Here is a 26711-nt window from a genome sequence, read left to right as displayed (position 1 = left end):
CTCAAAAAGAGACTAACTATAGATTAGGAATTGACTGCGCGCTGTAAAGAAGGCAGTTTTTCCGCTCTACGTTACCAAAAGGGAACCAAGGGATGAGTGGCGCCGTCGTCAACCTGAAGAAGAAGACCTCCAGCGTTCGTCGTGACGTCGATCTCAGCAACCTTGATTTCAACAATTGCCCGGTGCGGGACATGATGCAGCAGATTGGCGGCAAGTGGTCGACGCTGATGCTCGAGGCTCTGTCTAAGCGTCCGTATCGGTTCGGCGAACTGCGGCGGATGATCCCCGACATCTCGCAGCGCATGCTGACGCAGACGCTGCGGGATCTGCAGCGCGACGGCTATATCGAGCGGGAGGTGTTTCCGACCAAGCCGCCGAGTGTCGAGTATCGCATGACCGATCTGGGCCACTCCCTCTACGGCACCCTGGCCTTGTTGCTGAACTGGGCGGAAGAAAACCATGATTTGGTTCGCGCCGCCCGGCTCAGGTTCGATTCAGCCGCCGTCTGAGATTGGCTGCCGGCCGCGGGCTTCCGTCAAGAAAAGAAGGAACGCGAGGGCCGGGAAACAGAAGCCGATCCACGCGGTCATCGTCCAACCGCCGGTGGCGTATGCCCAGCCACCCACCGCCGATCCGATCGCCCCGCCGGTAAAGAACGTCGCCATGTAGAGACCGTTCAGGCGGCTGCGATGTTCGGCGCTGATCGCGTAGATGGCGCGCTGACCGCAGACCAGATTGGTCGTCACGCCGAAATCAAGCAGGATCGCCGCTACCGTCAGCAATGAGAGGGCTGTCAGCGAGCCGTCCGTCGCGAATTGGCTGATCAGGAAGGCCGACATTCCAAGCAGCATCGCCAGGGTGGAGGCAGCTTTCGTCAACCCGCGGTCGGCGAGGCGTCCGGCGATTGGCGAGGCAATGGCACCCGCTGCGCCGGCCAGCGCGAACAGTGCGATGCCGTTCTGCGTCAACCCAAATTCAGGGCTCGCGAGCAGTAGGGGCGTTGTGGTCCAGAACAGGCTGAAGGCGCCGAACATGCCGGCCTGATAAAGTGCACGTCGCTGGAGAACGCGCGAATGGAGAGCAAGATCTGCCATCGAGGCAAGCAGTTTGCCGTAACTGAGCCTCGTGTGGGGAACCCGGACCGGCAGGTTGGCCCTCAGGATGACGACGAGCGCGATCATGAGAGCGGCAGTCAGGAAGTAGACCATATGCCAGGACGTTGCCTCGGCAACGAAGCTGGCGAAGGGCCGTGCGAGCATGATGCCACAGAGCAGTCCGCTCATGACATTGCCGACGACGCGGCCACGCGTTGCGTCCGGCGCCATGTGGGCAGCAAAGGGAACAAGGACCTGGACGGCAACCGAGGAAAGGCCGATGCATAGCGAGGCCAGAAGAAACATCGCGGGTGTCGACGAAAGGCCCGCGCCGACCAAAGCGACAGCTGAGATGGCAATGAGTGTCAGCACAAGTCGGCGATTTTCAAGCAGGTCGCCGAGCGGAACGATCAACAACAGGCCAAGCCCGTAGCCGATCTGCGTCAGGGTGACGATCAGGCCGGTTGCTGCCGGTGTGAAGCCAAGGGATGCGCTAATCGGGCCTGCAAGCGGCTGGCCGTAATAGAGATTGGCCGCGACGAGCCCGCAGGTGGCAGCGAAAAGAAATGTCATCAACGGCGAGATCGTCTGTGGCGCGACGGTTTCCCGCGTGGTGGTCGAAAGACTCATAGTAGGCTCCGGTGGGACTATCGGATAGTTGAAAGGTTGCGCGTTTAGGCAGGTCGATCTCAACCCGATCACGTAATAAGCTTCATTGCAGTGTCGGCGACGGCGACCATGTCCTCCTCGCGTCGTCCCGTTTTGCCCACCACGCGCATTCCCTTGGTGACGCAAAGGAGCGTACGGGCGGTGGCCGCGACGTCAATCTCGGCTGCGATCGAGCCGTCGCTTTGGCCGAGGCGGAGGAGATCGATGATCAGGTTCTCGTTGGCCATAAAGGCCGCTGCGACACGTTCGGCTGCCTCCTCGTCGAAGAGTGCAAGGTCGTTCGCACTGCTAACGACAAGGCAGCCGCGACGGCCGGAGGCGCCATGTGACGAGAGCGCATAGTGGGCCAGGAGCTCACGGATTTTCTCACGGCCGGTTCCAACTTTTGCCATGCGTGCGTCCAGCAGGCCGCGACGCACGGTGCGATATCTGTCGAAGGCTGCGAGGAATATGCCGCGCTTGTCTTTGAAAGCCTTGTAGACGCTGCCCGAGGCAAGGCCCATGGCCTCGGTGAGTTCGCTGATTGACGCGGCATGATAGCCACGCTCGGAAAACACCTGCAGCGCCTTGTCGAGCGCTACATCGCGATCGAACTCGCGCGGTCTGCCGCGTGTCCGGGTTGAAAGGGTCGCCGTGGTCATGGCGACCTAATTAGGAAATGATCGTTTCCAAATCAAGCGAAACTTTTTCGATCCCGCAGATCAGAGATCAAGAACCCAGGTCTGCCCGTTTTCCTCCGGCCCGAACATCCGGTGTCGCTCCTCGGAGACAAGGCGGAAGCCGGCCTTCAAGTAAATGCCGCGCGCCGCGTGCAGGACATCGTTCGTCCAGAGCGTTATCTGTCGATATTTCTTTGCCCTGGCAAAGCGGATGCATTCGTCGACCAGCATTTTGCCGAGGCCAAGCCCGCGTGCCGCTTTGTCGACATAGAGCAGGCGGAGCTTCGCAACACCGTCTCCACCATTCGTGACAAGGATCGAACCGATGTTGATGCCGCCACGCTCGGCGATCCAGCAATACTCCATCGATGGATCGAAGTTCGCCAGGAACTTGCCCGCTACCTCAGCAACAAGACCCTCGAAGCGCATATCCCAGCCGTATTCTTCAGTATAGGCCTTGCCCTGACTCTGGACGATCCAGCCGATATCGCCGGGGCGATGGGCGCGAATGATCAGCGGAGGAGGCGCGGCCTCGGGATCCAGAAGCGCCCGAATGGCAGCCATTGCCGACACCACGCTTTGGGGCTCGCCGTCGATGAGGTTCGAGAAGCGTTCCGCTATCTGAGCGTTGGAGCGCCGGCCAAGTTCCTCGAATTGGCTGTGTCCCTTAGTGGTGACTGTGATGATTTGACTGCGCAGATCGCCGGGATCAGCCTTCGTCTCGATCAGGTCGTCTGCGCGGAAACGCTTCAGGATTCTGCTGAGATAGGCAGGGTCGAGTTGCAGATCGCGCGCAAGTGCGCCGGCGCTGACGCCCTTGCGGGAGCCGATCTCGAAGAGGACGCGCGCGTCGGTCAGCGTGAACTCGGTATCGAGATAGGCCCGGTTAAGAACCCCAAGGAAGTTCGTGTAGAAACGATTGAACTCGCGCGCGGTGTCAATCAAGCCAGAGTCGGACATGGACAAAATCTCCTGATAGAAGATTTTGTCCTGCTTTTATTGGACTGAGTCAACTACTTTTATCGCTCAGGCGGCGACGACCTCCTGGACCGCCTCATCACTAAGTGCGAACTCGACAGCGGCTCTCGCGTGGATTTCCGTCGTGTCGAAGCCGGGTAGGGGCAGATGCTTCGGGTCGAGGATCAGGCAGATTTCCGTGCAGCCAAGAATGATGCTGTCGGCGCCCTTGGCGCGCTCGCGTTCGATAATCTGCATGAGCTTGTCACGCGAGCCGTTGAGCACTTTGCCGGCGCAGAGCTCGTTGAAGATGATGTCGTGTACGACAGTTCGGTCGCTGGCTTCAGGAACAACGATGTCAATGCCGAAACTCTTCATACGGCTAGCATAGAAGCCGTGCTCCATCGTGTATCGCGTGGCAAGCAACAGCGGTCGTTTGCGACCGGAGGCCTTCAGCGATTTCGCGGTCTCGTCGATAATGTGGACCAGCGGCACGGAGATACGCGCGGCCACCTGGTCGGCAATGAGATGCATCGTGTTGGTGCAGATGAGTACGCAACGCGCGCCAGCGATCTGCAGACGCAGAGCTACATCGCCGAGCCGGTTTGCGGCGGCGCCCCAGTCGCCCGCTTTCTGCATAGCGACGATCTCCTCGAAATTGACCGAGTGCATCAGCAAGTCCGCCGAAGTGAGTCCGCCGAGGCGCTCGCGCACCATCTCATTGATCAAGCGATAATAGACCGCCGAGCTTTCGAAGCTCATCCCGCCAATCAATCCGATTGTCTGCATTGTTGTCATGCTCCCGTCTGGAATTTCCTATTGGCGAAATCATGCATTGATCATCGCGCAAATGGTTTGCATTGTTTGTATGAAACTCTCTGATTGCGCTGTAGTTTTGCGCAAATATCCGATATTGTGCAAAATTATATCTCGAGATCTATGGGGCCGATGCTGGACGATCGCGATCGACGAATCCTGGAATTGTTGCAAGCCGATGCGGGCATTTCGGTGACGGAGCTTTCCGAAAAGGTCGCGCTATCGGTCTCTGCGTGTTCTCGCCGCATCCAGCGACTGGAGGAAACCGGCCATATCGCACGGCGGATCGTCGTGCTTAATCGAGAGAAGATGGGAGTGCCGACGACGGTATTTGCGTTGATCAAGACCGCGCACCACACCGACGAATGGATTGACGCGTTTCGCCGGGTGATCGGCAGCATTCCGGAGATCGTGGAAGCGCACCGGCTTACCGGGAACCACGACTACATTCTGAAGATCGTGCTCCCGCGCGTCGAGCACTATGATGTGATCTACAAGCAGATTGTCCGCAAGATCGAACTCTTCGACGTGTCCGCGTCGATATCGATGGAATTGTTGAAAAGCGGAACATCGATACCCGTTGCCTATGCACATTGAGTGACCTCAACGTCGAATTGGACGCGCACGATAACCGCCGGAAGCAGGCGAGCTATGCTGAAACAGCGGTTGAAAGCTGCCTGCAATCAACGACATTCGCTACAGCGAAATGGCACGGAAAGGCAGGTCATGAGCAAACACCATGTCGTCGTTGTCGGCGGCGGCTTCGGCGGATTGCAGTTGGTCAACAGTCTGAAGGGAGCTGGCGTCCGCATCACCCTGGTCGATCGGCGCAATCATCATCTCTTCCAACCGCTACTGTATCAGGTAGCGACGACAATTCTTTCCACCTCCGAAATCGCTTGGCCCATCCGACACCTCTATAGCGACCGCCCGGATGTGACGACGCTGCTAGGCGAGGTGGTTGGTATCGATACCGCTATGAAGGAAGTCTCTTTGCGTAACGGCATGACGTTGCGTTATGACACGCTCGTGCTCGCCACGGGGGCAACGCACGCCTATTTCGGGCGAGATGAGTGGGAACCGGTCGCGCCCGGGTTGAAGACACTGGAGGATGCGACGACAATCCGGCGGCGTGTGTTGCTGGCTTTCGAGCGGGCCGAGACGGAAACCGATGCCGCTGTCCGCGACGCTCTCCTGACGTTCACGATAGTTGGGGCCGGTCCGACTGGTGTCGAACTTGCCGGGATTATTGCCGAACTTGCGCGCAAGACGCTGCCGCGCGAATTCCGCAATATCGATACGCGCAAGACACGTGTGGTGCTCGTCGAGGCGGGGCCGCGCGTGCTTCCGACCTTTGCCGAGGAGCTTTCCGCCTATGCCAGCAAGGCACTTCAGGAGCTCGGTGTCGAGCTACATATCGGCGAGCGCGTCGTGGAGTGCATGACAGAAGGCGTCGAGACGAGCGAGGGATTTATTCCGAGCCGCACGATTGTCTGGGCTGCCGGTGTTCAGGCGTCGCCCGCCGCCAAGTGGCTCGATGTTGCGGCTGATAGGGCCGGGCGCGTTGTCGTCGAGAGAGATTTGACGGCTCCGGGGCATCCGGATGTTTTTGTCATCGGGGATACGGCTGCCGTTACGCGGGACGGAGGGGCGCCGGTACCGGGGATCGCGCCCGCTGCCAAACAACAGGGCGCCTATGCTGCGAAGGTGATCCGGGCACGCCTTGCGGGGAAACCAACGCCACCACCATTCCGCTATCGCCATCAGGGCAGCCTTGCGACGATCGGGCAAAGTGCAGCCATTATCGATTTTGGCCGTATCAAGCTGAAAGGCTGGATCGCCTGGTGGATATGGGGCATTGCCCACATCTACTTCCTGATCGGGACACGGTCGCGTTTTGCGGTGGCCTGGAGTTGGCTTTGGATTTACCTTAGCGGCCAACATAGCGCGCGGCTGATCACCCAGAAGGAAACAATGCGAGACGACAATCGCGCATAATAAAAAGGGCGGCTCGAAGCCGCCCTTTGCGTTGGTTACGCCGCCAGCGAGGCGATATCGATGACGAAGCGGTAGCGCACGTCACTCTTTAGAACGCGTTCGTAGGCCTCGTTGACCTGCTGGATGTTGATCTTCTCGATCTCCGAGACGATGTTGTGCTCGCCACAGAAGTCGAGCATTTCCTGGGTTTCCTTGATCGAGCCGATCATCGAGCCGGAAATGCTCTTGCGGCCCGGGATCAGCGCGAAGGCAGCAACCGGGATGGGGTTTTCCGGCGCGCCGACCACGACGAAGGCGCCGTCGACCTTGACCAGGCCGAGATAGGCATTCCAGTCGATTTCAGCGCTGACAGTGCAGATTACCAGGTCGAAAGCGCCGGCAAGCTTCTTGAAGGTTTCCTCGTCGCTGGTTGCATAATATTCCTTGGCGCCGAGCTTCAGCCCGTCTTCCTTCTTGGAAAGGCTCTGGGATAGGACAGTGATATCAGCACCCATGGCAGCGCCGAGCTTGACGCCCATGTGGCCGAGACCACCCATGCCGACGATCGCGACCTTCTTGCCCGGGCCGGCATTCCAGTGGCGAAGCGGCGAGTAGAGCGTGATGCCGGCGCAGAGCAGCGGGGCCGAAGCGTCGAGTGGAAGGTTGTCCGGAATGGACATGACGTAGCCTTCCTTGACGACGATCGAGTCGGAATAGCCGCCTTGGGTCGCCGTCTTGCCGTCGGCTTCCACGCTATTGTAGGTGCCGACGAGACCGGGCATGTACTGTTCGCGGTCAACGTCGCGGGTCGCGCAGCCGACGCAGCTGTCGACGAAGCAGCCGACGCCTACGCGGTCGCCGACTTTGAACTTGGTCACGGCCGAGCCGACAGCCGAGACGATACCGGCGATCTCATGGCCCGGTACGATCGGGTAAACGGCATTCTTCCACTCGTTGCGGACGGTGTGGATGTCCGAATGGCAGATGCCGGCGAACTTGATGTCGATCACGACATCATCAGGATTGGGATCGCGGCGCTCGAAGGTGAAGGGCGTGAGCGGCTTAGATGCATCAGTGGCGGCATAGCCTTTTGCAATAGGCATCCGGGACTTCCTTTCGGGTTGCTGGGCGGATGGCCGAAAATGCATCGGAACGTCTTCGGTGCGGTAGAGCGATCCTCCGAGCTTTTTGCACGATCCTGCAAAATTGAGGGGAAGGGCTATTCTCGGGGGCTCGAACCTATCCTAGATAGTCCACATCCCGCCGGCGCCGCAGATGAAGGTTTCTTTCGCATGACCCTGCCGTTCAATCCCTATCAGGAGATCGCTTCGATCGCCGCTCGATATGCCGGCGCCGAGGGCGAATTCCGCACTGCCATCGAGAGTTTGGGGATCAGCCGCCGACATACGCCGAGCGCGCCTTGCCACGGCAGCTACCGACCTTGCATCGCCATTGTCATCCAGGGTGCCAAGAGCCTTCGTCTCGGCACCGATGTCATCAACTACGGCGCCGGCGACTACCTTCTGACGTCGCTCGATCTGCCTGTCATCTGGCGGGTGGTCGAGGCGAGCGCGGAGGTTCCGCATATCTGTCTGACGCTTGCGATCAACAGCGAAAAGGTCCTTGAATTGCTGAGCCGGGCCGCTATGCCGCGGCCGGCTATGCCGGGGAGAGGCCGCGGGATTGCAGTCAATGTCGCGACACCGGAGCTTCTGGACGCGACCGTGCGGCTCTTGCGCTTGCTCGATAGTCCGAAGGATATCACAGCAATGGCGCCGCTGATCGAACAGGAAATCCTCTACCGCGTGCTTACAGGCCCCGATGGCGGCCGGCTGATCAACATCGCGGTCGCCGATAGTCATGGCAACCGCATCGCACGGGCCATTGCCTGGCTGCGGCAGAACTTCGCGCGGCCGCTGCGCATCGAGGATCTCGCCGAGCAGGTCAATATGAGCGTGTCGTCCTTCCATCATCATTTCAAATCCATCACGGCGATGACGCCGGTGCAGTATCAGAAGCAGCTGCGGCTGCATGAGGCACGTCGTTTGATGCTGGTCGAGCGGCTGGATGCCGGCACGGCCGGGCATCGGGTCGGCTATCAAAGTCCTTCGCAGTTCAGTCGCGAATACAGCCGGGTCTACGGTCTGTCGCCTGTGCGAGACGTCGAGGCGGCACGCGAACCGCTTGATGGTGCGTGAGGCGCCCGTTGGCGTTGTTGGATTTGGTCGGGGCAGGAGCTGTATTGAGATTCGGCGCTGCGCTGCAGCGTGAAATTTTCCCTTTGTGCCGCTTGACGCGCACAGTGGTTTGCAGCATAAAGCGTGCGAACCGTACCGTACGGTACTTATCGGGAGTGAGGCCGTGTCTGTCGATAATTTGGAGCCCAGCGAGTTTTCGCCGCGCCAAAACGCCGTTCTAGAGCAAGCGTTGCAGCTGCTCGTAGATGGCGGCGAAAAGGCATTGACGACATCGGGCGTTGCCCGCGCCGCAAATTGCTCCAAGGAAAGCCTCTATAAGTGGTTCGGTGACCGCGACGGGCTGCTATCTGCCATGATCGCCTACCAAGCGAGTAAGGTACGCACCTTCGAGCGAAATGGCGAGCGGCTGACCTCGGCGAGCCTCCACGACCACCTCGTCATCTTCTCGAAGGATCTGCTAGAAGTGCTCGCCGGCGACGTCTCACTGGCGCTCAACCGTCTTGCCATCGGTCAGTCGCATCGCGACGGCTCCAAGCTCGGCAAACTGCTTCTGGAGCGGGGTCGCCGCCAGATCGATCGCCGCGCCATGGGGCTGATCGATTCCGGCAAGCGCGCCGGCTTGCTTCGGTTCCATGATGCCGACGAGGCATATCACACGCTTTACGGCCTGATCGTTTCCGATCTGCATGTTCGCATGCTGCTCGGCGAGCCGGGCCTCAAGGATACCGCGCGTCAGGCGGAGAGGGCCGTTTCCGCCTTCCTGCGCCTGTATGGCACGGAAAAGGTTTTGGCGGAGATGCCGCTGGTCGGCTGATCCCACTTACAACAGTCACAGGACAAGCAAAGGGAAGGAAATTCAAATGCGCGTCTATTACGATCGTGATGCAGATCTCAACCTCATCAAGTCGAAGAACGTCGTCATCGTCGGCTACGGTTCCCAGGGTCGCGCACACGCCCTGAACCTCAAGGACAGCGGCCATGCCAACGTGGCGATCGCGCTTAAGGCCGGTTCGGCAACCATCAAGAAGGCGGAAGCCGACGGCTTCAAGGTCATGACCGTTGCCGACGCCGCCAAGTGGGGCGACCTCATCATGATGGCGACGCCTGACGAGCTGCAGGCCGACATCTACAAGGCTGATATCGCCGGAAACATCCGTGACGGCGCTGCAATCGCCTTCGCACACGGCCTCAACGTTCACTTTGGCCTGATCGAGCCGAAGGCTTCGCTCGACGTCGTCATGATCGCGCCGAAGGGCCCGGGCCACACGGTTCGCGGCGAATACCAGAAAGGCGGCGGCGTTCCTTGCCTCGTTGCCGTTCACCAGAACGCTTCGGGCAATGCTCTTGAACTCGCTCTCTCCTACGCTTGCGGCGTCGGCGGCGGCCGTTCGGGCATCATCGAAACCAACTTCCGCGAAGAGTGCGAGACCGACCTCTTCGGCGAACAGGTCGTTCTCTGCGGCGGTCTCGTCGAGCTGATCCGCGCCGGCTTCGAAACGCTGGTTGAGGCTGGCTACGCGCCTGAAATGGCCTACTTCGAGTGCCTGCACGAAGTGAAGCTCATCGTCGACCTGATCTATGAAGGCGGTATCGCCAACATGAACTACTCGATCTCGAACACGGCAGAGTGGGGCGAATACGTCACCGGCCCGCGCATCATCACGGCTGAAACCAAGGCTGAAATGAAGCGCGTCCTGCACGACATCCAGACCGGCAAGTTCACGTCAGACTGGATGCAGGAATACAAGGCAGGCGGTTCGCGCTTCAAGGGCATCCGTCGCATGAACGACAGCCACCAGATCGAGGAAGTCGGTGCGAAGCTTCGCGGCATGATGCCTTGGATTGGCAAGAACAAGCTGGTCGACAAGTCCGTCAACTAAGCGGTTTCAAACTGCTGGCTCACGAGGGCCGGGGCGAAAGCTCCGGCCTTTATTTTTGCGTCCGTACCGCGAGCCACCGGGTCGGCTTTCCGTCGTAGCCGGTGCCATCGCCCTCGCTGATGACGATGTTATGCCAGCCGCCGTTGCTCAGCATTTCCGAGAGCAGTTCCGCCGACGGGTAGTTGTAGTAGCGGCCAAAGCCGTCATGCCCTTCGGCCTCACCCGCCTTGAAGGTGGCGTGAAAGGTGCCGCCCGGCCGCAGAGCAGTGCGGATGCGTTCCAGCACATTAGAGAGGTTTGCCCGTGGGACGTGCAACAGGCTCGCCTCGGCCCATACTCCGTCGAAGGCTTCTTCCTCATCCAAATCCTCGAAGCGCAGAACGGCGACAGGGCGCTTCAGAAGGGTTTCCGCCTGCTGCGCGATCGCCGGCGATCCATCTGACGGCGTCACGTCGAAGCCCTTCGATAGCATGTAGGCGCTGTCCTGGCCGCCGCCGCAGCCCAGATCGAGAATGGCTGCACCTGGCGGCAGCAGCGACAAAAAGGCGTCCAGCCGTCGAACCGGCAGCGTGCGTTGCCGCGCGGCATAGGTGGCCGCGTTGTCGTCGTAGAATGAAGATGTACTCTCGTTTGCCATGATCGTTCGCCCGATGACCCAAGGCCGGAGTTACACGCACAAAGTCGCCGCCTTTGAGGCGGCGCTCATCCCGTCGACATAAAAACAGAGCTAGATGGAACGGCGCCCGCTGACGGCGTGGTACAGCCAGAGAACGACGACGGCACCGATGACGGCGACAACGAGGCTGTAGATATTGAAGCCCGTTATGCCGGATGCGCCGAAGAAGCTGAAGATGACGCCGCCGACGATCGCTCCGACGATCCCGAGGACGATGTCCATCAACATGCCCGCGCCCGACTTGTTGACGATCTTGCTGCCGATGAACCCGGCGATCAGTCCAAGGATAATCCAACCGATTACTGACATCTGCCATTCCCCTCCTTGATTGGTTGAATATTCAGACCATCTTCCCGTTTAAGCTAAATAGCTCGTCGGGGAATTCAAGGTTCGCGAGAACCTTATGCTTTCATTCTACAGTTGTTGTTCATGGAAATGAAGAAATCGAAAAGGAGGATGGCATGGGTATCTTTGACGACGCTGTTCCAGGCGGAAATATATCGAAGCCGATCATGATCGCACTTGGCGCGTTGCTGGTGGGGAAGCTCCTCGGCGGCGGAGGAAGCCAGACGGATCCAGCCGCTCAGCAGACCAACCCGCAGGCCGGTGACGGCGGGCTTCTCGGTGGGCTCGGCGGTCTCGGCGGTCTTCTCGGCAAGCTGACGGAAGCCGGGCAGGGCGATACTGTCGACTCCTGGGTCCAGCCTGGGCAGAACAGGCCGATCGCACCTGGCAGTCTCAATGATGCGCTGGGCTCCAAGACGATCAGCGATCTCGCACGTCAGGCGGGAATCAGTGAGCAGGAGCTACTGAACCAATTGTCGACCGTTCTGCCTGGAGTGGTCGACAAGCTGACGCCGCGCGGCCAGCTGCCGACGCAAGAGCAGATCGCGGCCCTGTTCCATTCCTGAGCTCGGCACGTTCGAGCTGCAGTCTCAGAAAAGATCTTCCCCGTTTCCCGTCGGGAAGCGGGGGCGAAGGAGTGTTTTTCCCGATACCACCCCGAAACTCCTTGATTTTGCCAACGGCTGAAGCATAGCGCCGCAAGCCATGACTTTTACTCTCGTCCTGCCAAAAAAACCGGGCGCCGCCCGGTTTCTAAATCTCTGAATTTACTGGTGGTCCGCTGCTCGCCGCCCCGTTGACCTCAGGCCAGGATGCGACGTGTCCAGCCGCGCTCATCGTTCGTTACGCCCTTCTGCAGGCCAACGAGCTCCTGACGCAGCTCGCTGGTCAGCTTGCCGGTTTGTCCGTCTCCGATCAGGAATTCGCCGCCCGCGTGCCGCACCAGGCCGATGCCCGCGAGTACTGCTGCGGTTCCGCAAGCGAAGGCTTCCACGAGCTTGCCAGTGGCCGCATCGTTCTGCCATTCCGCGAACGAGTAGGGACGCTGCTCGACGCGCAAGCCCCTTTCTTCGGCGAGAACGATCACCGAGGCGCGCGTGATGCCCGGCAGGATCGTGCCGCCGAGAGGCGGGGTTACGACAGATCCGTCATTCATGACGAAGAATACGTTCATCCCGCCGAGTTCTTCGACCCAGCGATGTTCCGCTGCATCAAGGAACACGACTTGGTCGCAGTCCTTCTTCGCCGCTTCAGCCTGTGCCACGAGGCTGGCGGCGTAGTTTCCGCCACATTTGGCAGCACCGGTGCCGCCGGCCGCTGCACGGGTATATTCAGTCTCGACCCACAGGGAGACCGCCTTCGCTCCACCTTTGAAGTAGGCGCCCACAGGGGAGGCAATGATACAGAAGATATACTCCTGGGCGGGGCGGACGCCGAGGAATGCCTCGTTGGCGAACATGAATGGGCGCAGGTAGAGGCTGCCGTCGCCTGATGGAATCCATTCCTTGTCGACACGGACAAGTTCTTCGACCGCCTTGAGGAAAAGCTCTGTCGGAACGGCGGGCATCGCCATCCTGGCCGCCGACTGCGCAAAACGGCGGGCGTTCTCTTCAGGCCGGAAAAGCAGAATGCGACCATCGTCCGCCTTGTAGGCTTTCATGCCTTCAAAGATTTCCTGAGCATAGTGCAGCACCGCGCTGGCAGGATCGAGTTCCAAAGACCGTCTGGGCGTAACCTTCGCATCGTGCCAGCCGTGCTCGGGAGTCCACCGTGCCAGAACCATGTGATCCGTGAAGACCTTTCCAAAGCCGGGCGATTCCAGGGCCTGAGTTCGATCGGCCTCCGAGACCGGCGACGTATGGAATTCGATCTTGATTTTAGGAGTGTTCGACGACGCGGGCATTGCTGGCACCTTCATAGCATATTGGATAGTGGCGGCGACACTACCGCCACAGAGTGGGTCTTGAAAAGATCGATTTCGGCCGGTTCTGGCTTCTGATCATAGAAGTGACCCTCGTTTCCTGAAATTGTCACGGTAGCAAACAAATAGGTCAGTAATGTTGACTTATCTTTTGTTGCGTGGTTCTGTCGCGTAAAGACAAAAAATTACGAGGAAATGCCCATGTTGAATTGGGAAAGCATATTCGCGACGCGTTCTTCACGTATGCGCGCATCGGAGATTCGCGAACTCCTGAAGCTTCTCGACCGCCCTGACATCATTTCCTTTGCAGGTGGAATTCCGGATCCGGCACTTTTCCCCGATCAGGAATTCAAGGCGGCTTACGCCGATATCTTCAACAGTTCAGCCGTGAACTCGGCGCTGCAGTATTCGGTCAGCGAAGGCTACAAGCCGCTTCGTGAATGGCTGGTCAAGCAAATGGCCGCGCTCAACATTCCGTGCGAGCTTGAGAACGTCTTCGTCGTGTCCGGTTCGCAGCAGGGCTTGGACTATCTCGGCAAGCTTTTCCTGTCGCCCAATGATACGGCACTTGTCACCTGCCCGACCTATCTCGGCGCGCTCCAGGCCTTCAACGCCTACGAGCCGAGCTACGACCAGCTGACGCCGAACGGCAACCGCACGCCGGACTCCTATAAGGCGCAGGCGTCGGCTGCGGGCGGCAAGGTGAAATTCGCCTATCTCTCGGCCGATTTTGCCAACCCAACTGGCGAGACAGTCGATCAGGCGGGGCGAGAGAACGTCCTGGCCCTGGCAGAAGATCTCGATATCGCGGTCATTGAAGACGCAGCCTATCAGTCACTGCGTTACGACGGGACGCCGATCGCGCCGATCCTTGCGACCGAAATTGCCAAGAAGGGTCACATCAACGATACCCGCACGATCTATTGCGGCAGCTTCTCGAAGACGCTGGCTCCAGGTCTTCGCGTCGGCTTCATCGTTGCCAATGCTCCCGTCATCCGTAAGCTGGTGCTGATGAAGCAGGCGGCCGACCTGCACTCCTCGACGATCAATCAGATGGCGATCGCGCACGTCGCGGAACGCGGTTTTGATGCTCAGGTCGCGAAGATCAAGTCTGTCTACAGTCATCGCCGGAATGTCATGCTGGCTGCGCTTGAGAAGTACATGCCTGCCGGTACGAGCTGGACCAAGCCGGAAGGCGGCATGTTCATCTGGGTGACGCTGCCTGATGGCATGGATGGTGCCACGCTGCTCGCCAAGTCGCTTGAAACGGCCAAGGTCGCTTTCGTCCCCGGCAAGGCATTCTTCGCCGATGGCTCCGGCGAGAACACGTTCCGCGTCAGCTTCTCCTGCGCCAACGATCAGATGATCGAGGAGGGGATCAGCCGCCTTGGTGCGCTGATCGCCGGTGAAATCGGCGGCTGATTGGCCGCCGACTTTTCAGAACCAACTAACGATTCAAGTGCGGGCCGAACAATTCCAGATCGGCCTCACTCAGCCGGTCTTTTGCAGTGTTGAGCTGGTGCCAATACGGATAAAGCACAGGTGGCAGGCTGACCGCATCGAGGCGCTTGCGCTCGTCTTCGGTCAGCTTCAGCTCGGCGGCTGCCAGATTGTCCTTGAACTGGGCTTCGGTGCGGCCACCGATGATGACTGACGTGACAGCCTTGCGGCCTATCAACCAAGCAAGCGCCACCTGGGCTGCCGACACAGCACGGTCGTCGGCGATCGCCACCAGCGTTTCCACGATGTTCCAGAGACGGTTTTCGTCGCGGATCGGGGGCTCGGTCCAACCTGCGAACTGACGCGAGCCTTCCGGTGCTGCCTGGTTGCGGCGATGCTTGCCGGAAAGCAGGCCGGCCGCGAGCGGGCTCCAGACGAGCACGCCGAGCCCCTGGTCGATGCTGATCGGGAGTAGCTCGTACTCGGCATCGCGCGCTTCGAGCGTGTAGTGGATCTGCTGGCTGACGAAGCGTTCGCGCTTTTCCCTCTCGCTGACGCCAAGGGCCTTCATGATATGCCAGCCTGAGAAATTCGAGCAGCCGACATAGCGGACCTTGCCCTGGCGGACGAGCGTGTCTAGCGCCTCCATGGTTTCTTCGAGGGGCGTTTGGCCATCCCATTCGTGAAGCTGGTAAAGATCAATGACGTCAGTCTTCATGCGTCGCAGGCTGGCTTCGCACGCATTGATGAGATGGTAGCGGGAGGAACCAACGTCGTTCGGTCCTTCTCCCATCGGGAAGCGGGCCTTGGTCGCGATCAGCACGCCATTCTTTCGCGGCCCGCCAATGATCTCGCCCAGGATTTCCTCGCAGACGCCCTGTGAGTAGACGTCAGCCGTATCGATGAGGTTGACGCCGGCGTCGAGGCAGATGTCGACGAGCCTGCGCGCTTCGGTGACCCCGAGATCGCCCACCATCTTTGCCCAGCCTTGGCCGCCGAACGTCATCGTGCCCATCGTCACAGTCGAAATCTTGAGGCCGGAACGGCCGAGAAGCCGGTATTCCATTTGCGTCCTCCAAAAATGCATGAGTCAAAACGTGCGGTAGAAGATAGGGGCGGGGTAGGCGGGTCAAGAGCACGATTGCACGTTAGCGTCGCGAAGCCGGCTGTCACAATCATGTTATCCGCGATGGCTAAGGAACAGCTCTCCCACCATCGAGGATCCGCCATGAAGACGATCGTTTCCGCCGCCGCGCTGCTCGCAGCGAGCTTGCTTGCAATTCCGGCATCCGCCGCCAATCTCGTTCTCTACACGAGCCAGCCGAACGAAGATGCGCAGGCGACCGTCGATGGCTTCATGGCCGCCAATCCCGGCATCAAGGTGGACTGGGTACGTGATGGCACGCCGAAGATCATGGCAAAGCTGCAGGCGGAAATCGAAGCCGGCAATCCCGTTGCCGACGTCCTGCTGATTGCCGACACGGTGACGCTCGAGCGCCTGAAGGAAGCCGGCAAATTGCTTGCATACAAGTCGCCGGAAGCCGCGAGCTACGACGCTTCGCTTTATGATACTGACGGCTACTATTATTCCACGAAGCTGATCACCACCGGCATTGTTTACAACACATCGGCTGCGTTCAAGCCGACCAGTTGGAAGGATCTGACGAAGGTTGAAGCCAAGGGTCTCATGACCATGCCAAGCCCGCTGACGTCGGGCGCCGCCCTCATTCACGCGCAGACGCTGGCCGGTGTCGACGGCCTCGGCTGGGACTTCTACAAGGATCTCGCCGCCAACGGCGCGACGGCTGCCGGTGGCAACGGTGCGGTCCTTAAGTCGGTCGCTTCGGGCGAAAAGGCATTCGGCATGATCGTCGACTACATGCCGATCCGCGAAAAGGCCAAGGGCGCGCCGGTCGAGTTCGTATTCCCGACGGAAGGCGTCTCCGCAGTAACGGAGCCGGTCGGCATTCTCGCCAGCTCCAGGAATGTCGAAGCTGCAAAGAAATTCGTTGATTACGTCCTCTCTCAAAAGGGACAGGAAGGTTTCCTCAAGCTCGGCTATATCCCGGCTCGCAACGGGATGAAGCTGCCGCAGGGCTTCCCGGCACGCGACAGCATCAAAGTGCTGCCGATCAATGCCGTCCAGGCACTGAAGAACACCGATCAGGACCTCAAGACCTTCTCCGGCATTTACAGCTCGAACTGATCGTTGCTGATGCACGGATATGTTCGTTCCGGAAGCAGCCAGCCCGGCTGGCTGTTTCCTTTTGTTGTTATCATTGTCCTGATCCTGAGCGTGCTGCCGCTGGCGCGGCTTGCGATGACAGGCATCGCCGCACTCTCAAATGATGGTATTGGCGCCGTGCTGAGCGATCCCGCGCTCTGGTCGGCCACCTACTACACACTTGTCACGGCCGTCTTCGGCACACTGATTTCGCTTGCGATCGGCTGCACCTTCGCGTTCCTGCTGACGCTGACGGATATCCGTGGCAAGGGTGTGCTGAGTTTCCTGTTCGTGCTGCCGATGATGATACCGCCGCAGGTGACAGCGCTGGCATGGGTGCAGATGTCCGGGCCTTCAAGCCCGCCGCTTAAGGCATTGCACATTGCGCCTCCGCTCGGATCCCCGCAGCCTCTCTACTCTGTTGGCGGCATTTCGCTGCTCTATGGAGTGCAGCATGCGCCACTCGTCTATCTCGCGCTTCGCGCCGGCTTGATGGTGTTACCCCGCGATGGCGTCGAGGCTGCCCGTCTTGCCGGCGCCGGCAGCTTTCAGGTTTTCCGCGATATCATTCTGCCGCTCTCGCTGCCGGGCATCATTGCCGGCGCCGCAATCTCCTTCGTTTCCTGCACAGGCAACTTCGGCATTCCTGCCATTCTCGGCATACCCGCCTCGATCTACACGCTTCCGACGCTGATCTTCACCAAGTTCTCTTCCTTCACAAGCCGGACTTTCGGCGACGTGGCGGTGCTTTCGGCGATCATCGCGATCATTTCCGTTACTGGACTCGCCATTCAGGACCGTACCTTGCGTGGACGCGACTACCGCGTGCTTGGGCTTTCGGGCCCGACCGCGGCCTTCGAGTTGGGAGGTTGGAAGTTTGTCGTGCAGCCGCTGCTCTGGCTCTGCCTTTTCTTCATGTTGGCAGCACCGTTCTTTGCGCTCCTCGCTGGTGCGCTCGTCCCCGCCTATGGTGTGTCGCTCACCTTCAAGACGATGTCGGCAAATGCCTTCCATGAAATCCTCTTCCGGCAAGTTGTTACGCGTACGGCCTTTGTCAATTCTCTTTCTCTTGCTGCCGGGACGGCACTGTGTCTCCTTGTGGTGACTGTGCTTGCGGCCTACGCGCTGAAGCGACGTAAAGACCTTTTCAGCCGCACTGTTTCAAGCCTGATCGAGATTCCCTATTCACTGCCCGGCATCGTCATGGCCGTGTCCTTCATTCTCGTGTTTGCCGCGCCGATTCCTATCCTGCACGTGACCCTTTACGGGACGATCTGGATCATCTTGATCGCCTATCTTTCCAGTTTCTTCGCCGTGAGCCTGAAGCCGATCATCAGTGCGTTTCACCAGCTCGACCCTGCGCTTGAGGAGGCGGCAAGGCTCTCTGGGGCAGGCTTCTTCCGGCGGCTCTTCGATATTGCCGTGCCGTTGATTGCTCCGGCTGCGGGAGCGTCGGTCATTCTGGTTTTCCTCATTGCTTGCAATGAGCTTACGATTTCCGCACTCCTCTGGTCTGCGGGAACACAGACGCTTGGCGTGGCGATCTACAATCTCGACGACAGCGGCAGTTCCGATTTGGCATCGGCCCTGTCTGTGCTCGTGGTCCTTATGGTCGTGTTCATGATGCTGCTTCTGGAACTGATGGCAAAGCGCTTGCCGAGAGGGGTCGTCCCATGGCGGAACTGATCCTCAACCACCTAGCGAAGGATTTCGGGACCGGTCGTGCGGCGGTGGCCGATTTTTCCCTGAGGGTGCGGCACGGCGGCTTTCTGGCACTGCTCGGACCGTCGGGTTGTGGCAAGACGACGGTACTGCGCATGATCGCCGGTTTCGAGGCGCCGACGGACGGTTCCATCCATCTCGGGGAGCGGCTGCTCGCCGACGCTTCCCGCTCGCTGCCGCCGGAATGGCGCAACATGGCGATGGTGTTCCAATCCTATGCGCTTTGGCCGCATATGAGTGTCGCGGACAACGTCGGCTATCCCCTGAAGGTGCGCGGTATCTCCGGCGAGACTTACAGACAGAAAGTAGGCGAGGCGCTGGCGACGGTAAGACTCGCCGATTACGCCGAGCGCCGCCCCGCCGATCTCTCGGGTGGCCAGCGACAGCGCGTGGCGCTGGCACGCTGCCTTGTCTCGTCACCTGACGTCGTGCTGCTCGACGAGCCGCTCGCCAATCTCGACCGTCACCTGAAGCAGGAGATGGAGGAAACGTTTCGCGAGTTTCACCAGCGCTCGGGCGCGACGATGATCTACGTCACGCACGATCAGAGCGAAGCAATGGCGTTGGCAACCGATGTCGCTGTCATGTCCGAAGGCCGCCTTCTGCAAGCTGCACCGCCGGCGGAAATTTATGCCCATCCGGAGGGGCGACTGGTTGGCGGGTTGATTGGCCGCGGTGCAATTCTCTCACTTCCATCTCCGGCTGGTGACATCAGGCAATTCGACTGGAGCGCACTCGAACCGTTGTTCTCGATAGAGCCCGACCATCTTCCGAAGGCAGACATACTGGCTCGTCAGGAGGATGTCCTGATCGTAGGGGAGGGCATTCCTGCCCGCGTCGGCAGCATCCTCTATGAAGGCGAGCGCTATGCAGTGAGGCTGCTGCTTGCCGACGGGCAGGCGCTTCGGGCTTTCAGCCGGAAGCGCCTTGAGGTCGGTGAATCCGTGCGGGTCGTAGTGCGCGCCGCTTGGCGTCTCTGATCGCGAAACGTCTTTCCGAAGCGGGACTTAGCCACTACTAATGGCATAACGCCAATCGGAAATGCTCGATGTCGCTCCGCCTTGCTACTTTCAACGTTGAAAATCTGATGACGCGTTTCGATTTTACCGGTTTCCGCAACCAGCTGCGCCAAGACCGGGTGATCAAGCTTTTCGAAGTGCGCAGCGAAGGCGTCTATCAGCAGCTCGAGCAGGCGCGGGTGATCGCTTCCACCGATGATACCCGACAGATGACGGCGCTGGCGATTGCCGACGCCGATGCCGACATTCTCTGCCTGCAGGAAGTCGATAACATGGAAGCGCTGCAGGCTTTCGAATACGGTTATCTCTTCAGGATGGTCGGTAACGGCTACCGGCAAAAGTATCTCGTCGAGGGCAACGACAGCCGCGGGATCGATGTTGCGGTCCTGATGCGTGAAGAGACACGCGATGGGCAGAAGATCGAGCTCAAGCAGATCAAGAGCCATGCGATGCTCACCTATCGCGATCTGGGGCTCTTCAACGACCAACTGGCGCTGACCAACCGCATCGACGACAAGATCTTCAAGCGGGACTGCCTGGAACTCGAGCTCGAGATCGGTGGCGTCCCGCTGTCGCTCTACTTGGTCCATTTCAAATCGATGGACGGGCCGCGCACGAATGGCGTCGACAGCAGGCTTGGCACGATGCCCGTGCGGCGGGCCGAGGCGCTGGCGGTACGCCGCATCATCGAAGACCGCTTCGGCGGTCACACCGATGACAAGCGGTTCGTTATATGTGGCGACATGAACGATTATCAGGAGCGCGTCGACGTCATCGGGCGCCGCCGCACGGGATACCGCTTCGAGCATCAGGACGAGGGCATCAGTGCACTCGACGTTTTCAGCCATGATGGCTTTGCAGAGAACGTCGTCCGTCGCCGTAATCCGCTCGATCGCTGGACGCTCTACCATGCCCGCGGACCCGAAGAGCAGTGGCTGTGTCAGCTTGATTACATCTGGCTCTCGCCGGTTCTCGCCAGAACGAATGCCAGTCGCATGCCGGAGATCGTCCGGCATGGACAGCCCTACCGTACGGTTTTCCCACCCGGCCAGGAGGTCGAGCGTTATCCCCGCACTGGCTGGGATCGACCGAAGGCTTCCGACCATTGCCCCGTTGTCATGACATTGGATTTGATATGAACCTTCATTTTTCCGAGGATTTCGCCGGCTGGCCGCCGGAACAGACCGTATTTCCCATTGCCGGGCTGGATCTTCGGGTCCTGGCCGGAGACCATCCCTTCTATGTCGCCGAGCGCGAGGCGATCCGGGAGAATTGGGAGAAGGAAACGGCGGCAAACCCTGCGCTGTTTGATGGCAGGATGGTTTTCCAGAAGCGACTGGCTCTGACGGATACCGGTTTGGTTGCCGAGGGCCACCTCATACCATTCTCGACATTCATGTGGTGGCGACGTCAGCTGAATAGGAACGGGGGCATCCATCTGTTCGCCTATCCCGTCCTTGAAAGCTCAGACAGTGCGCTCGTGGCTATCCGCATGGGGAGCCACACGGCCAATCCGGGTCAGGTGTATTTTGCCGCCGGCTCGCTGGAACCTGAGGACATCTCCGGCGGTCGCTGCGACGTCGAAGAGAACATGCGTCGCGAGGTGAGGGAGGAAACGGGCCTCGACCTCAACGAGGCCGAAGCCGGTGACCGCTACTATGCAAGCCATGTCAGGCGCACGGTGACAGTGCTGCGGCTCTTCCGCTTCGATCTGACTGCCGAGGAGATGATTGAGAAGATCGAAGCACACATGCTGGTTGCTGATGACAAGGAGATTGCCGGCGTGGTTGCGATCCGTTCGGCCGATCCGAAAGTGCATCCCTACAATATTGCAATGCTCCCCGTGATCGACTGGTACTTTGGAGAAAAGCACGGCTCTTAAACGCCTTGCGCTCGGTCGCCCGGTCGGGCAGTTTGGCGAAACGAGGACCGAGACAGGAGGCCGATGTGGCGCGAAGCTACAGCGTCTATGACGTGTTCACTGACCGCAGACTCGCCGGAAATCCGCTCGCCGTCATCTTCGATGGCGACGAACTCAGCGGCGACGCCATGCAGGCGATCGCCAAGGAAATGAACCTCTCTGAAACGGTCTTCGTCCTACCAGCAAACAATCCAGCCTATACGGCTCGGATTCGTATTTTCACGCCCGGTCGTGAGTTGCCCTTTGCGGGACACCCGACGGTCGGTACCGCGATTGCTCTCGCCGAGCACGCGCACGGCAAATCGACCATCGATCTCGTTTCAGTGCTGGAGGAAAATGTCGGGCCGGTGCGCTGCGCGGTTCGGCTTCGGGAGGGGGAGGCGAGTTTTGCCGAATTCGATCTGCCGCGGAAGTCGCAGCAGATCACCATGCCGCTCGACAAGCTCGGGATCGCCAATGCGTTGTCGCTGAAGACGACGGAAATCGGCTTTGAGAACCACGTACCGTCGCTTTGGAGTGCGGGAGTGCCGTTCCTCATGATTCCAGTTCACGATGTTGGCGCGGCGCAGCGAATGGATTTCGATCCGCAACTTTGGGAAGCGACCGTTCCTTTCGTCGATGGCGCACTTGCCTCGGCCTATATCTACTGTCGGGGTGGTGTAAATCATGCCGCGAAGTTCCATGCGCGGATGTTTGCAAGCGGCATGGGGATCGTCGAGGACCCGGCAACCGGGGCGGCAGTGGCCGCACTATCCGGCACCATTCACCATTTCGACCGCCTGACGGACGGACACCACGGCGTAATGATCGAGCAGGGTGTGGAGATGGGTCGACCATCCTTGATCCATCTGCATATGGATGTCGAAGGCGGAGCGATCTCGAATGCCCGGATTGGTGGGCAGGCGGTGCGTATCGCCAGCGGAACGCTGGACCTTTGATTTCATTGCATTTCAGCCATGCGCAAAAATCTTCGTCTTTAACCAAAGAATTTTCGGGCAGGTGCTAGACAAGCCGAACGATCCTGTTTATACGCCCCCTCACACCGCGCAACACGGCGGTTACGGGTGATTAGCTCAGTTGGTAGAGCAGCTGACTCTTAATCAGCGGGTCGTAGGTTCGAGCCCTACATCACCCACCATTTTTCTTATATATCAAAGATTTAAGAGGAAGCTCTCAAGTCGCGGCTTCCTCCCGAATCACCAACGTGACGCCGCTGCCGTTGCTCTCGGTCCCATAGCGCCGGAGCTCTGCGCTGTTGGGTTTCATGAGAGTTGGAACAACTGGCGGATTCGGGCCGCAACGGCATCGCTTCAACGCCGCGTGTGACTTTCTCAGTCGTTTGGAGGCGCTCAGCCTCCAGCTTTCTCGACAGGATGAGGCCAATCGCGATATTCAATTCGTTCTCCAACCGGTCGATCAAATGTATTCGCAAACTGTCAATCGCTCGACGGTGTCGCCGGCATTGGGGAGGCTAGCAGAAAGACGTCGCAAGATAATGGGAACCAACAGTCCGACGTCGCGTTCTCAGTAGAGTTCCAAGGCGACCCGCACACCCCGCCTTGGCCTTTCCAAACGTCCCTGTCATTTGCCCCGCTTCCTGCGGGGCTCCTTTCTGCCTCCGGAGGAGGGGGAACTACTATGTCTCACAAGCGCTACAGTCGCTGCGACGAGCCGTTGCATTCGAGAGACCCTGTCGGTCTGCCACCGCGTGCTTGATCACATCCGTAACGAGCAGGAAATCGACGCCTCCTCGGATGAATCCGAGCGGATCGCCTCAATCATCATTGAGTTTTACCGCCAGGGTGTCGGCGACGAGAAGCAATTGCGTGCATTAATCGATACCGCGCGTGGGTTTACGCCACGGCCGGCATAGGCAAGGAAGGATCCTCGGGAACCGAATCGGAACGAGGACGTTTCAGTTCAGGCCGTGCCGCCCTAGGCACGTCGTTTTAAGATGTCACGATTTTCAAGAGCCCCGCCGACACCGCGGGGCTCTCTTGCGTTTGAGATGTCTGATGGTGATAGGACTTAGGTCCTATAAGACCAAAAAATGCTGAACTACCGCCACGTCAACGCGTTAAGTCTCCATAGAAAGGAGACTGACCATGAAACGGTTGATTATCGCAGTGGCCGGCCTCGCAGCAGTACTGGTGAGTGCTCCTGCCGGCGCGCAAGGTGTTTATTTCGAATTCGGCTCCGGCGGCCCAAGGTACTATGACGATCCGCCACCACCTCGCTATTACCGATACGGTCCAAGATACCGTGACTACGATCGGCCGCGTTACGCTTACCGCGACGTATGCTGGCGGGTGCCTTACCAGCACCGGAGTCATAACCACTACATCACCAGGTACAGAACGGTTTGCGAATAGCGAACAGCCTCGCGTAAAGCGGGGCTCTTCTCGTTTGATAGCTTGCCGCCCCTCCGATTGGGAGCCAGCTGCAAGCTAGATTCTCCCCCAGGTGTTCGTTTCATCGATACAAGGACGGCCTTTCGGGGAGCTCGACGGCCGCACGGTTTCCCGTCTTCCAGGCATGCAGGCAGGCCTTTGTTACTAGCATTGCCATGTAGCCGTCCCATGCACTTGAGCCTGAGGGTGTCCGTGTGAGAATGCCCGCCGTCCAGGCTTCCAACTGTGCGCGATAGGCCTGCCGGAACCGTGGCCGCCAATCGGCAGGCGTTCGAAAGCCATCGTGGCCTTTGGCGCGGAGCGTCGTCGCCGGACTGGGGTCCAGAGCGACGGTTCCGTCCTCGCAGACGAGTTCGGCACGGACGTCGTAGCCATACTGCGCGTCAGTGAAGACCTCGATGTCGACTACGACACCGGACGCAGTTTGCAGCAAGATGAACTGGGGTTGTCTGTTCGGGGCGTTTCGGGTTGCCGGTGGGCTGGCGACAATCACTGAGGTGATCTCTTCACCGAGAAGATACCGAGCGATATCGAATTCGTGGCCGGCGGAATTGGCAATCACCAGTTCCGATGTGAGGTAGTCCGGGCCGACGGCGTTTCGGTGAACACAATGGAGGAAAAGCGGTCGCCCAAGTTCACCGGAGGCGAGCGCTTGTTTCATCTCGACGTAACCGGCATCAAAGCGCCGCATGAAACCGACCTGCACGAGACGCTTTCCGGCTGCGACTTCCGCTCGAATGATCGCCTCGGCATCCTCCAGGCTTGCCGCCAGCGGCTTCTCGACGAGGACGGGCTTTCCCGCGGCAATCGCCTTCAGCGCCAGCGCTGCATGAGTGCCATCAGGCGAGCAGACCATCACGGCATCGACGTCGCGATCGCTGATCAGCGCATCTGCATTCGCGATGGCGCGCACGCTCAGGGATGCGGCAATGTTTTCGGCGCGACCGCGATCGAAATCCTGCACGGCGACCAGCCTAGCGTTTGCGACGCCGTCCGCGAGAATGGCCGCGTGATCGGCACCCATGACGCCGGTTCCGATGATGCCGATCCTGGCCTCTTTCATTGCCCCTCCCATTCGAAAAATCGCTGCCTATCGGCAAGTCTATGACCGTGACAGGAGAGATTTCAAGCTCACCGCGGCCGACGATAACGCGTCCGGCGCGGGCCTTGCGCGCTGCGCAATCAACATCTCGGCCACTTTGATGTCCCGCGCAATCCGGTTGCCGCGTCCCCAGCCACTCGCCGCAAGGATCCGCTGATCGTTGGCAAGATGAAATAGCACCACCGTCTCTTCATCGATCTGCCGAGTGATCGTGCTCGTTGCCTCATTGGCCAAGCCGGCGATCTGCAGCGAGAAATCGTATTGGTCCGACCAGAACCAGGGAATGATCTCATAAGGCTTTTCCGCGCCCAGCATATTGGCGGATGCGTGCGCCCCCTGATCCTGCGCGTTGCGCCACGCTTCCAGACGGATCCTCTTGTCTCCGTAGGGGAAGGAGCAGCAATCTCCAGCGGCATAGATCGCCGGATCGCTCGTCTGCAGCGCGGCGTTGACGGCGATACCGTTCTCGACCGAAAGGCCTGCCTGTTGCGCGAGTTCGCAGCGAGGTTCGGCGCCGATGCCGACGACCAGGGTCGTTGCGTCCAGCACTTCACCCTCGTTCAGGGATAGAGTGATGCCAGCGGCGTGCGCCGCGATTCGCCCGGCGCTTGTACCGCAAAGGATGCGCACGCTATGTCTCTCGTGGAGCGCATGAACGCGCGAAGCGATCGCTTCCGGTACCGCCCGCATCAGGATGCGGGGCTGAGCTTCGATGACCGTGACCTCGAGACCTCTTTGCCTTGCCGCTGCAGCGAGCTCCAAACCAATGAAGCCTGCGCCGATGATCGCCAGATGTCCGCCGGGGACAAGACGCTGCGACAGCCGCTGTGCATCGTCGTGCGTGCGCAGATAGAAGACATGCTCCATGCCTTCCAGAGAGGGGAGCCTGCGTGGTGACGAACCTGTCGCGAGCAGCAGTTTATCATAGGTAACGCGGCGTCCGCTCGCCAGTTCTACCGAACGGCTCTCGCGGTCCAATATGACGGCGGTGTCACCCGTCATCATCTCGATCGACCGCTCCGCGAGCACGCCGCTGCTGACGATGAAGGGAGGCTCGATGCCTTCCGACGACATCAGGTGCTCCTTCGATAGGGGCGGACGCTCATAGGGAAGGTGCCGTTCCTCGCCAATCAAGGTGATGCGACCGTCAAATCCCTGATCGCGCAGCGCGAGCGCTGCTCTGGCGCCACACTGACCGCCGCCGACGATGACAAACTCCTGCATGGCGCGTCACTCCAGGCCGAGGTAGACGCTGCCGTCTTCCACCTTTGTTCTGTAGGTTCTGAGATTGACACAGACAGGGGCCCCGCGCGCCTCGCCGGTGCGGTAGTCAAACCTGCCATTGTGTTTTGGACACTCGATGATGTTGTCCATCACCAATCCGTCGGCGAGATGCACCTTTTCGTGGGAGCACATTCCATCGGTCGCATAGAAGCTGTCATCAGGACTCCGGTAGATGGCGAAGGTCTTGCCGTCGTGATCAAAACGGATCACGTCCTCATTGTCGATGTCATCGATCCCACAGGCCTTAATCCACGCGCTCATCAGGTCCTCCCAAGCTTGCATTGCTTGATTGAGGCTAGGCCAAAACGCGGTTTCGCGCGGTAGAAAAAATGATCAAAAAACCTCAATTGTCGATAGCGTGCCCCGGAGAGTTGGGTGCGGAACGGGATCTGCTCC

At 59.6% G+C, this 26711-nt stretch carries 27 protein-coding genes and 1 tRNA gene; 16 read left to right on the top strand and 12 right to left on the bottom strand.

Features of this window, described 5'->3' with window-relative positions:
* The first annotated feature begins 92 nt into the window (after positions 1-92).
* Entirely contained in the window at positions 93-509 is a 417-nt protein-coding gene (locus tag NBG89_RS09415) for a winged helix-turn-helix transcriptional regulator (RefSeq protein ID WP_431322586.1), read from the top strand.
* On the opposite strand, the gene NBG89_RS09410 is transcribed toward NBG89_RS09415, so the two are convergent.
* From NBG89_RS09410 to NBG89_RS09395, 4 genes are all read right to left on the bottom strand, one after another.
* Entirely contained in the window at positions 495-1724 is a 1230-nt protein-coding gene (locus NBG89_RS09410) for an MFS transporter (RefSeq protein WP_431322585.1), read from the bottom strand. The genes NBG89_RS09415 and NBG89_RS09410 overlap by 15 nt on opposite strands.
* Before the next feature lie 68 nt (positions 1725-1792).
* The gene (locus tag NBG89_RS09405; RefSeq protein WP_431322584.1) at positions 1793-2404 is read right to left on the bottom strand and encodes a TetR/AcrR family transcriptional regulator; all 612 of its coding nucleotides are present in this window, start codon (positions 2402-2404) and stop codon (positions 1793-1795) included.
* Between the two features lie 60 nt (positions 2405-2464).
* Positions 2465-3382: a bifunctional helix-turn-helix transcriptional regulator/GNAT family N-acetyltransferase gene (locus NBG89_RS09400; RefSeq protein ID WP_431322583.1), complete on the bottom strand. Its 918-nt coding sequence runs from the start codon at positions 3380-3382 to the stop codon at positions 2465-2467.
* A gap of 66 nt (positions 3383-3448) precedes the next feature.
* Positions 3449-4168, bottom strand: coding sequence for an aspartate/glutamate racemase family protein (locus NBG89_RS09395; protein ID WP_431322582.1), 720 nt, complete (start codon positions 4166-4168; stop codon positions 3449-3451).
* A gap of 159 nt (positions 4169-4327) precedes the next feature.
* On the opposite strand from NBG89_RS09395, the gene NBG89_RS09390 reads away from it, so the two are divergent.
* Together NBG89_RS09390 and NBG89_RS09385 are read left to right on the top strand one after the other, a co-directional pair.
* Positions 4328-4792, top strand: a complete 465-nt coding sequence (locus NBG89_RS09390) for an Lrp/AsnC family transcriptional regulator (protein ID WP_431322581.1) — start codon at positions 4328-4330, stop codon at positions 4790-4792.
* Between the two features lie 129 nt (positions 4793-4921).
* Positions 4922-6193: an NAD(P)/FAD-dependent oxidoreductase gene (locus tag NBG89_RS09385; RefSeq protein ID WP_431322580.1), complete on the top strand. Its 1272-nt coding sequence runs from the start codon at positions 4922-4924 to the stop codon at positions 6191-6193.
* Positions 6194-6228: 35 nt separating this feature from the next.
* On the opposite strand, the gene NBG89_RS09380 is transcribed toward NBG89_RS09385, so the two are convergent.
* A complete protein-coding gene (locus NBG89_RS09380) occupies positions 6229-7275 on the bottom strand; it encodes an NAD(P)-dependent alcohol dehydrogenase (protein WP_431322579.1) in 1047 nt (348 codons plus the stop codon).
* Positions 7276-7464: 189 nt separating this feature from the next.
* Here NBG89_RS09380 and NBG89_RS09375 point away from each other — a divergent pair, with 189 nt between their 5' ends.
* The 3 genes from NBG89_RS09375 (at position 7465) to ilvC (ending at position 10250) form a co-directional block, all read left to right on the top strand.
* Positions 7465-8370 carry an AraC family transcriptional regulator N-terminal domain-containing protein gene (locus tag NBG89_RS09375; protein ID WP_431322578.1) on the top strand — a complete coding sequence of 302 codons (906 nt, stop codon included), beginning with the start codon at positions 7465-7467 and terminating at the stop codon, positions 8368-8370.
* 148 nt (positions 8371-8518) lie between these two features.
* On the top strand, positions 8519-9184 hold the full coding sequence (locus tag NBG89_RS09370) for a TetR/AcrR family transcriptional regulator (RefSeq protein WP_026371979.1): 666 nt from the start codon (positions 8519-8521) through the stop codon (positions 9182-9184).
* 46 nt (positions 9185-9230) lie between these two features.
* Positions 9231-10250, top strand: coding sequence for a ketol-acid reductoisomerase (gene ilvC / locus NBG89_RS09365; RefSeq protein WP_088692034.1), 1020 nt, complete (start codon positions 9231-9233; stop codon positions 10248-10250).
* A gap of 49 nt (positions 10251-10299) precedes the next feature.
* Here ilvC and NBG89_RS09360 read toward each other — a convergent pair whose 3' ends face one another.
* On the bottom strand, positions 10300-10887 hold the full coding sequence (locus NBG89_RS09360; protein ID WP_431322577.1) for a class I SAM-dependent methyltransferase: 588 nt from the start codon (positions 10885-10887) through the stop codon (positions 10300-10302).
* 90 nt (positions 10888-10977) lie between these two features.
* A complete protein-coding gene (locus tag NBG89_RS09355) occupies positions 10978-11235 on the bottom strand; it encodes a GlsB/YeaQ/YmgE family stress response membrane protein (RefSeq protein ID WP_088692036.1) in 258 nt (85 codons plus the stop codon).
* 152 nt (positions 11236-11387) lie between these two features.
* On the opposite strand from NBG89_RS09355, the gene NBG89_RS09350 reads away from it, so the two are divergent.
* A complete protein-coding gene (locus tag NBG89_RS09350; RefSeq protein ID WP_431322576.1) occupies positions 11388-11837 on the top strand; it encodes a YidB family protein in 450 nt (149 codons plus the stop codon).
* A 236-nt stretch (positions 11838-12073) separates the two neighbouring features.
* Here the strand turns inward: NBG89_RS09350 and NBG89_RS09345 are convergent, their stop codons facing one another.
* Positions 12074-13174, bottom strand: coding sequence for a branched-chain amino acid aminotransferase (locus NBG89_RS09345; protein ID WP_431322575.1), 1101 nt, complete (start codon positions 13172-13174; stop codon positions 12074-12076).
* Between the two features lie 219 nt (positions 13175-13393).
* Between NBG89_RS09345 and NBG89_RS09340 the strand changes: the two genes are divergently transcribed.
* Positions 13394-14614 carry a PLP-dependent aminotransferase family protein gene (locus NBG89_RS09340; protein WP_431322574.1) on the top strand — a complete coding sequence of 407 codons (1221 nt, stop codon included), beginning with the start codon at positions 13394-13396 and terminating at the stop codon, positions 14612-14614.
* A gap of 25 nt (positions 14615-14639) precedes the next feature.
* On the opposite strand, the gene NBG89_RS09335 is transcribed toward NBG89_RS09340, so the two are convergent.
* A complete protein-coding gene (locus NBG89_RS09335) occupies positions 14640-15698 on the bottom strand; it encodes an aldo/keto reductase (RefSeq protein ID WP_431322573.1) in 1059 nt (352 codons plus the stop codon).
* 162 nt (positions 15699-15860) lie between these two features.
* Between NBG89_RS09335 and NBG89_RS09330 the strand changes: the two genes are divergently transcribed.
* The 8 genes from NBG89_RS09330 to NBG89_RS09295 all read left to right on the top strand — a co-directional run bounded on the left by NBG89_RS09330 (position 15861) and on the right by NBG89_RS09295 (position 23890).
* Complete coding sequence (locus NBG89_RS09330; protein ID WP_431322572.1) at positions 15861-16838, top strand: ABC transporter substrate-binding protein; 978 nt, start codon at positions 15861-15863, stop codon at positions 16836-16838.
* A 9-nt stretch (positions 16839-16847) separates the two neighbouring features.
* Positions 16848-18542, top strand: a complete 1695-nt coding sequence (locus NBG89_RS09325) for an ABC transporter permease (protein WP_431322571.1) — start codon at positions 16848-16850, stop codon at positions 18540-18542.
* Entirely contained in the window at positions 18530-19558 is a 1029-nt protein-coding gene (locus tag NBG89_RS09320) for an ABC transporter ATP-binding protein (protein ID WP_431322570.1), read from the top strand. Before NBG89_RS09325 ends, NBG89_RS09320 begins: the two co-directional genes overlap by 13 nt.
* A 68-nt stretch (positions 19559-19626) precedes the next feature.
* Complete coding sequence (locus tag NBG89_RS09315) at positions 19627-20736, top strand: endonuclease/exonuclease/phosphatase family protein (protein ID WP_431322569.1); 1110 nt, start codon at positions 19627-19629, stop codon at positions 20734-20736.
* Positions 20733-21479 carry an NUDIX hydrolase gene (locus NBG89_RS09310; RefSeq protein ID WP_431322568.1) on the top strand — a complete coding sequence of 249 codons (747 nt, stop codon included), beginning with the start codon at positions 20733-20735 and terminating at the stop codon, positions 21477-21479. Before NBG89_RS09315 ends, NBG89_RS09310 begins: the two co-directional genes overlap by 4 nt.
* A gap of 65 nt (positions 21480-21544) precedes the next feature.
* The gene (locus tag NBG89_RS09305) at positions 21545-22456 is read left to right on the top strand and encodes a PhzF family phenazine biosynthesis protein (protein ID WP_431322567.1); all 912 of its coding nucleotides are present in this window, start codon (positions 21545-21547) and stop codon (positions 22454-22456) included.
* A gap of 124 nt (positions 22457-22580) precedes the next feature.
* Positions 22581-22656 (top strand) — tRNA-Lys (locus tag NBG89_RS09300).
* 967 nt (positions 22657-23623) lie between these two features.
* The gene (locus tag NBG89_RS09295; RefSeq protein ID WP_088692048.1) at positions 23624-23890 is read left to right on the top strand and encodes a hypothetical protein; all 267 of its coding nucleotides are present in this window, start codon (positions 23624-23626) and stop codon (positions 23888-23890) included.
* 100 nt (positions 23891-23990) lie between these two features.
* Here NBG89_RS09295 and NBG89_RS09290 read toward each other — a convergent pair whose 3' ends face one another.
* Genes NBG89_RS09290 through NBG89_RS09280 form a run of 3 tightly spaced genes read right to left on the bottom strand, consistent with a single transcriptional unit; the run spans position 23991 to position 26576 of the window.
* On the bottom strand, positions 23991-24992 hold the full coding sequence (locus tag NBG89_RS09290; protein ID WP_431322566.1) for a Gfo/Idh/MocA family oxidoreductase: 1002 nt from the start codon (positions 24990-24992) through the stop codon (positions 23991-23993).
* Between the two features lie 39 nt (positions 24993-25031).
* Positions 25032-26255 (bottom strand): NAD(P)/FAD-dependent oxidoreductase, encoded by a 1224-nt coding sequence (locus tag NBG89_RS09285; RefSeq protein ID WP_431322565.1) that lies wholly within the window; start codon positions 26253-26255, stop codon positions 25032-25034.
* Positions 26256-26261: 6 nt separating this feature from the next.
* Positions 26262-26576 (bottom strand): MocE family 2Fe-2S type ferredoxin, encoded by a 315-nt coding sequence (locus NBG89_RS09280; RefSeq protein ID WP_431322564.1) that lies wholly within the window; start codon positions 26574-26576, stop codon positions 26262-26264.
* Positions 26577-26711: the final 135 nt, after the last annotated feature.

The organism is Rhizobium sp. YTU87027, from assembly GCF_050644135.1.
Taxonomy (GTDB): Bacteria; Pseudomonadota; Alphaproteobacteria; order Rhizobiales; family Rhizobiaceae; genus Rhizobium.
The sequence above is the reverse complement of the archived record's forward strand: the minus strand, read 5'-3'. Positions and strand labels throughout refer to the sequence as shown.

Bases quoted from the DNA above. Each gene is read 5' to 3' on its own strand.
- NBG89_RS09415 (WP_431322586.1), top strand. From the start codon at position 93: ATGAGTGGCGCCGTCGTCAACCTGAAGAAGAAGACCTCCAGCGTTCGT.
- NBG89_RS09330 (WP_431322572.1), top strand. From the start codon at position 15,861: ATGAAGACGATCGTTTCCGCCGCCGCGCTGCTCGCAGCGAGCTTGCTT.
- NBG89_RS09295 (WP_088692048.1), top strand. From the start codon at position 23,624: ATGAAACGGTTGATTATCGCAGTGGCCGGCCTCGCAGCAGTACTGGTG.
- NBG89_RS09385 (WP_431322580.1), top strand. From the start codon at position 4,922: ATGAGCAAACACCATGTCGTCGTTGTCGGCGGCGGCTTCGGCGGATTG.
- NBG89_RS09390 (WP_431322581.1), top strand. From the start codon at position 4,328: ATGCTGGACGATCGCGATCGACGAATCCTGGAATTGTTGCAAGCCGAT.
- NBG89_RS09400 (WP_431322583.1), bottom strand. From the start codon at position 3,382: ATGTCCGACTCTGGCTTGATTGACACCGCGCGCGAGTTCAATCGTTTC.
- NBG89_RS09405 (WP_431322584.1), bottom strand. From the start codon at position 2,404: ATGACCACGGCGACCCTTTCAACCCGGACACGCGGCAGACCGCGCGAG.
- NBG89_RS09380 (WP_431322579.1), bottom strand. From the start codon at position 7,275: ATGCCTATTGCAAAAGGCTATGCCGCCACTGATGCATCTAAGCCGCTC.
- NBG89_RS09410 (WP_431322585.1), bottom strand. From the start codon at position 1,724: ATGAGTCTTTCGACCACCACGCGGGAAACCGTCGCGCCACAGACGATC.
- NBG89_RS09315 (WP_431322569.1), top strand. From the start codon at position 19,627: ATGTCGCTCCGCCTTGCTACTTTCAACGTTGAAAATCTGATGACGCGT.
- NBG89_RS09360 (WP_431322577.1), bottom strand. From the start codon at position 10,887: ATGGCAAACGAGAGTACATCTTCATTCTACGACGACAACGCGGCCACC.
- NBG89_RS09335 (WP_431322573.1), bottom strand. From the start codon at position 15,698: ATGGAATACCGGCTTCTCGGCCGTTCCGGCCTCAAGATTTCGACTGTG.
- NBG89_RS09355 (WP_088692036.1), bottom strand. From the start codon at position 11,235: ATGTCAGTAATCGGTTGGATTATCCTTGGACTGATCGCCGGGTTCATC.
- NBG89_RS09320 (WP_431322570.1), top strand. From the start codon at position 18,530: ATGGCGGAACTGATCCTCAACCACCTAGCGAAGGATTTCGGGACCGGT.
- NBG89_RS09280 (WP_431322564.1), bottom strand. From the start codon at position 26,576: ATGAGCGCGTGGATTAAGGCCTGTGGGATCGATGACATCGACAATGAG.
- ilvC (WP_088692034.1), top strand. From the start codon at position 9,231: ATGCGCGTCTATTACGATCGTGATGCAGATCTCAACCTCATCAAGTCG.
- NBG89_RS09340 (WP_431322574.1), top strand. From the start codon at position 13,394: ATGTTGAATTGGGAAAGCATATTCGCGACGCGTTCTTCACGTATGCGC.
- NBG89_RS09375 (WP_431322578.1), top strand. From the start codon at position 7,465: ATGACCCTGCCGTTCAATCCCTATCAGGAGATCGCTTCGATCGCCGCT.
- NBG89_RS09310 (WP_431322568.1), top strand. From the start codon at position 20,733: ATGAACCTTCATTTTTCCGAGGATTTCGCCGGCTGGCCGCCGGAACAG.
- NBG89_RS09345 (WP_431322575.1), bottom strand. From the start codon at position 13,174: ATGCCCGCGTCGTCGAACACTCCTAAAATCAAGATCGAATTCCATACG.
- NBG89_RS09395 (WP_431322582.1), bottom strand. From the start codon at position 4,168: ATGCAGACAATCGGATTGATTGGCGGGATGAGCTTCGAAAGCTCGGCG.
- NBG89_RS09290 (WP_431322566.1), bottom strand. From the start codon at position 24,992: ATGAAAGAGGCCAGGATCGGCATCATCGGAACCGGCGTCATGGGTGCC.
- NBG89_RS09350 (WP_431322576.1), top strand. From the start codon at position 11,388: ATGGGTATCTTTGACGACGCTGTTCCAGGCGGAAATATATCGAAGCCG.
- NBG89_RS09285 (WP_431322565.1), bottom strand. From the start codon at position 26,255: ATGCAGGAGTTTGTCATCGTCGGCGGCGGTCAGTGTGGCGCCAGAGCA.
- NBG89_RS09325 (WP_431322571.1), top strand. From the start codon at position 16,848: ATGCACGGATATGTTCGTTCCGGAAGCAGCCAGCCCGGCTGGCTGTTT.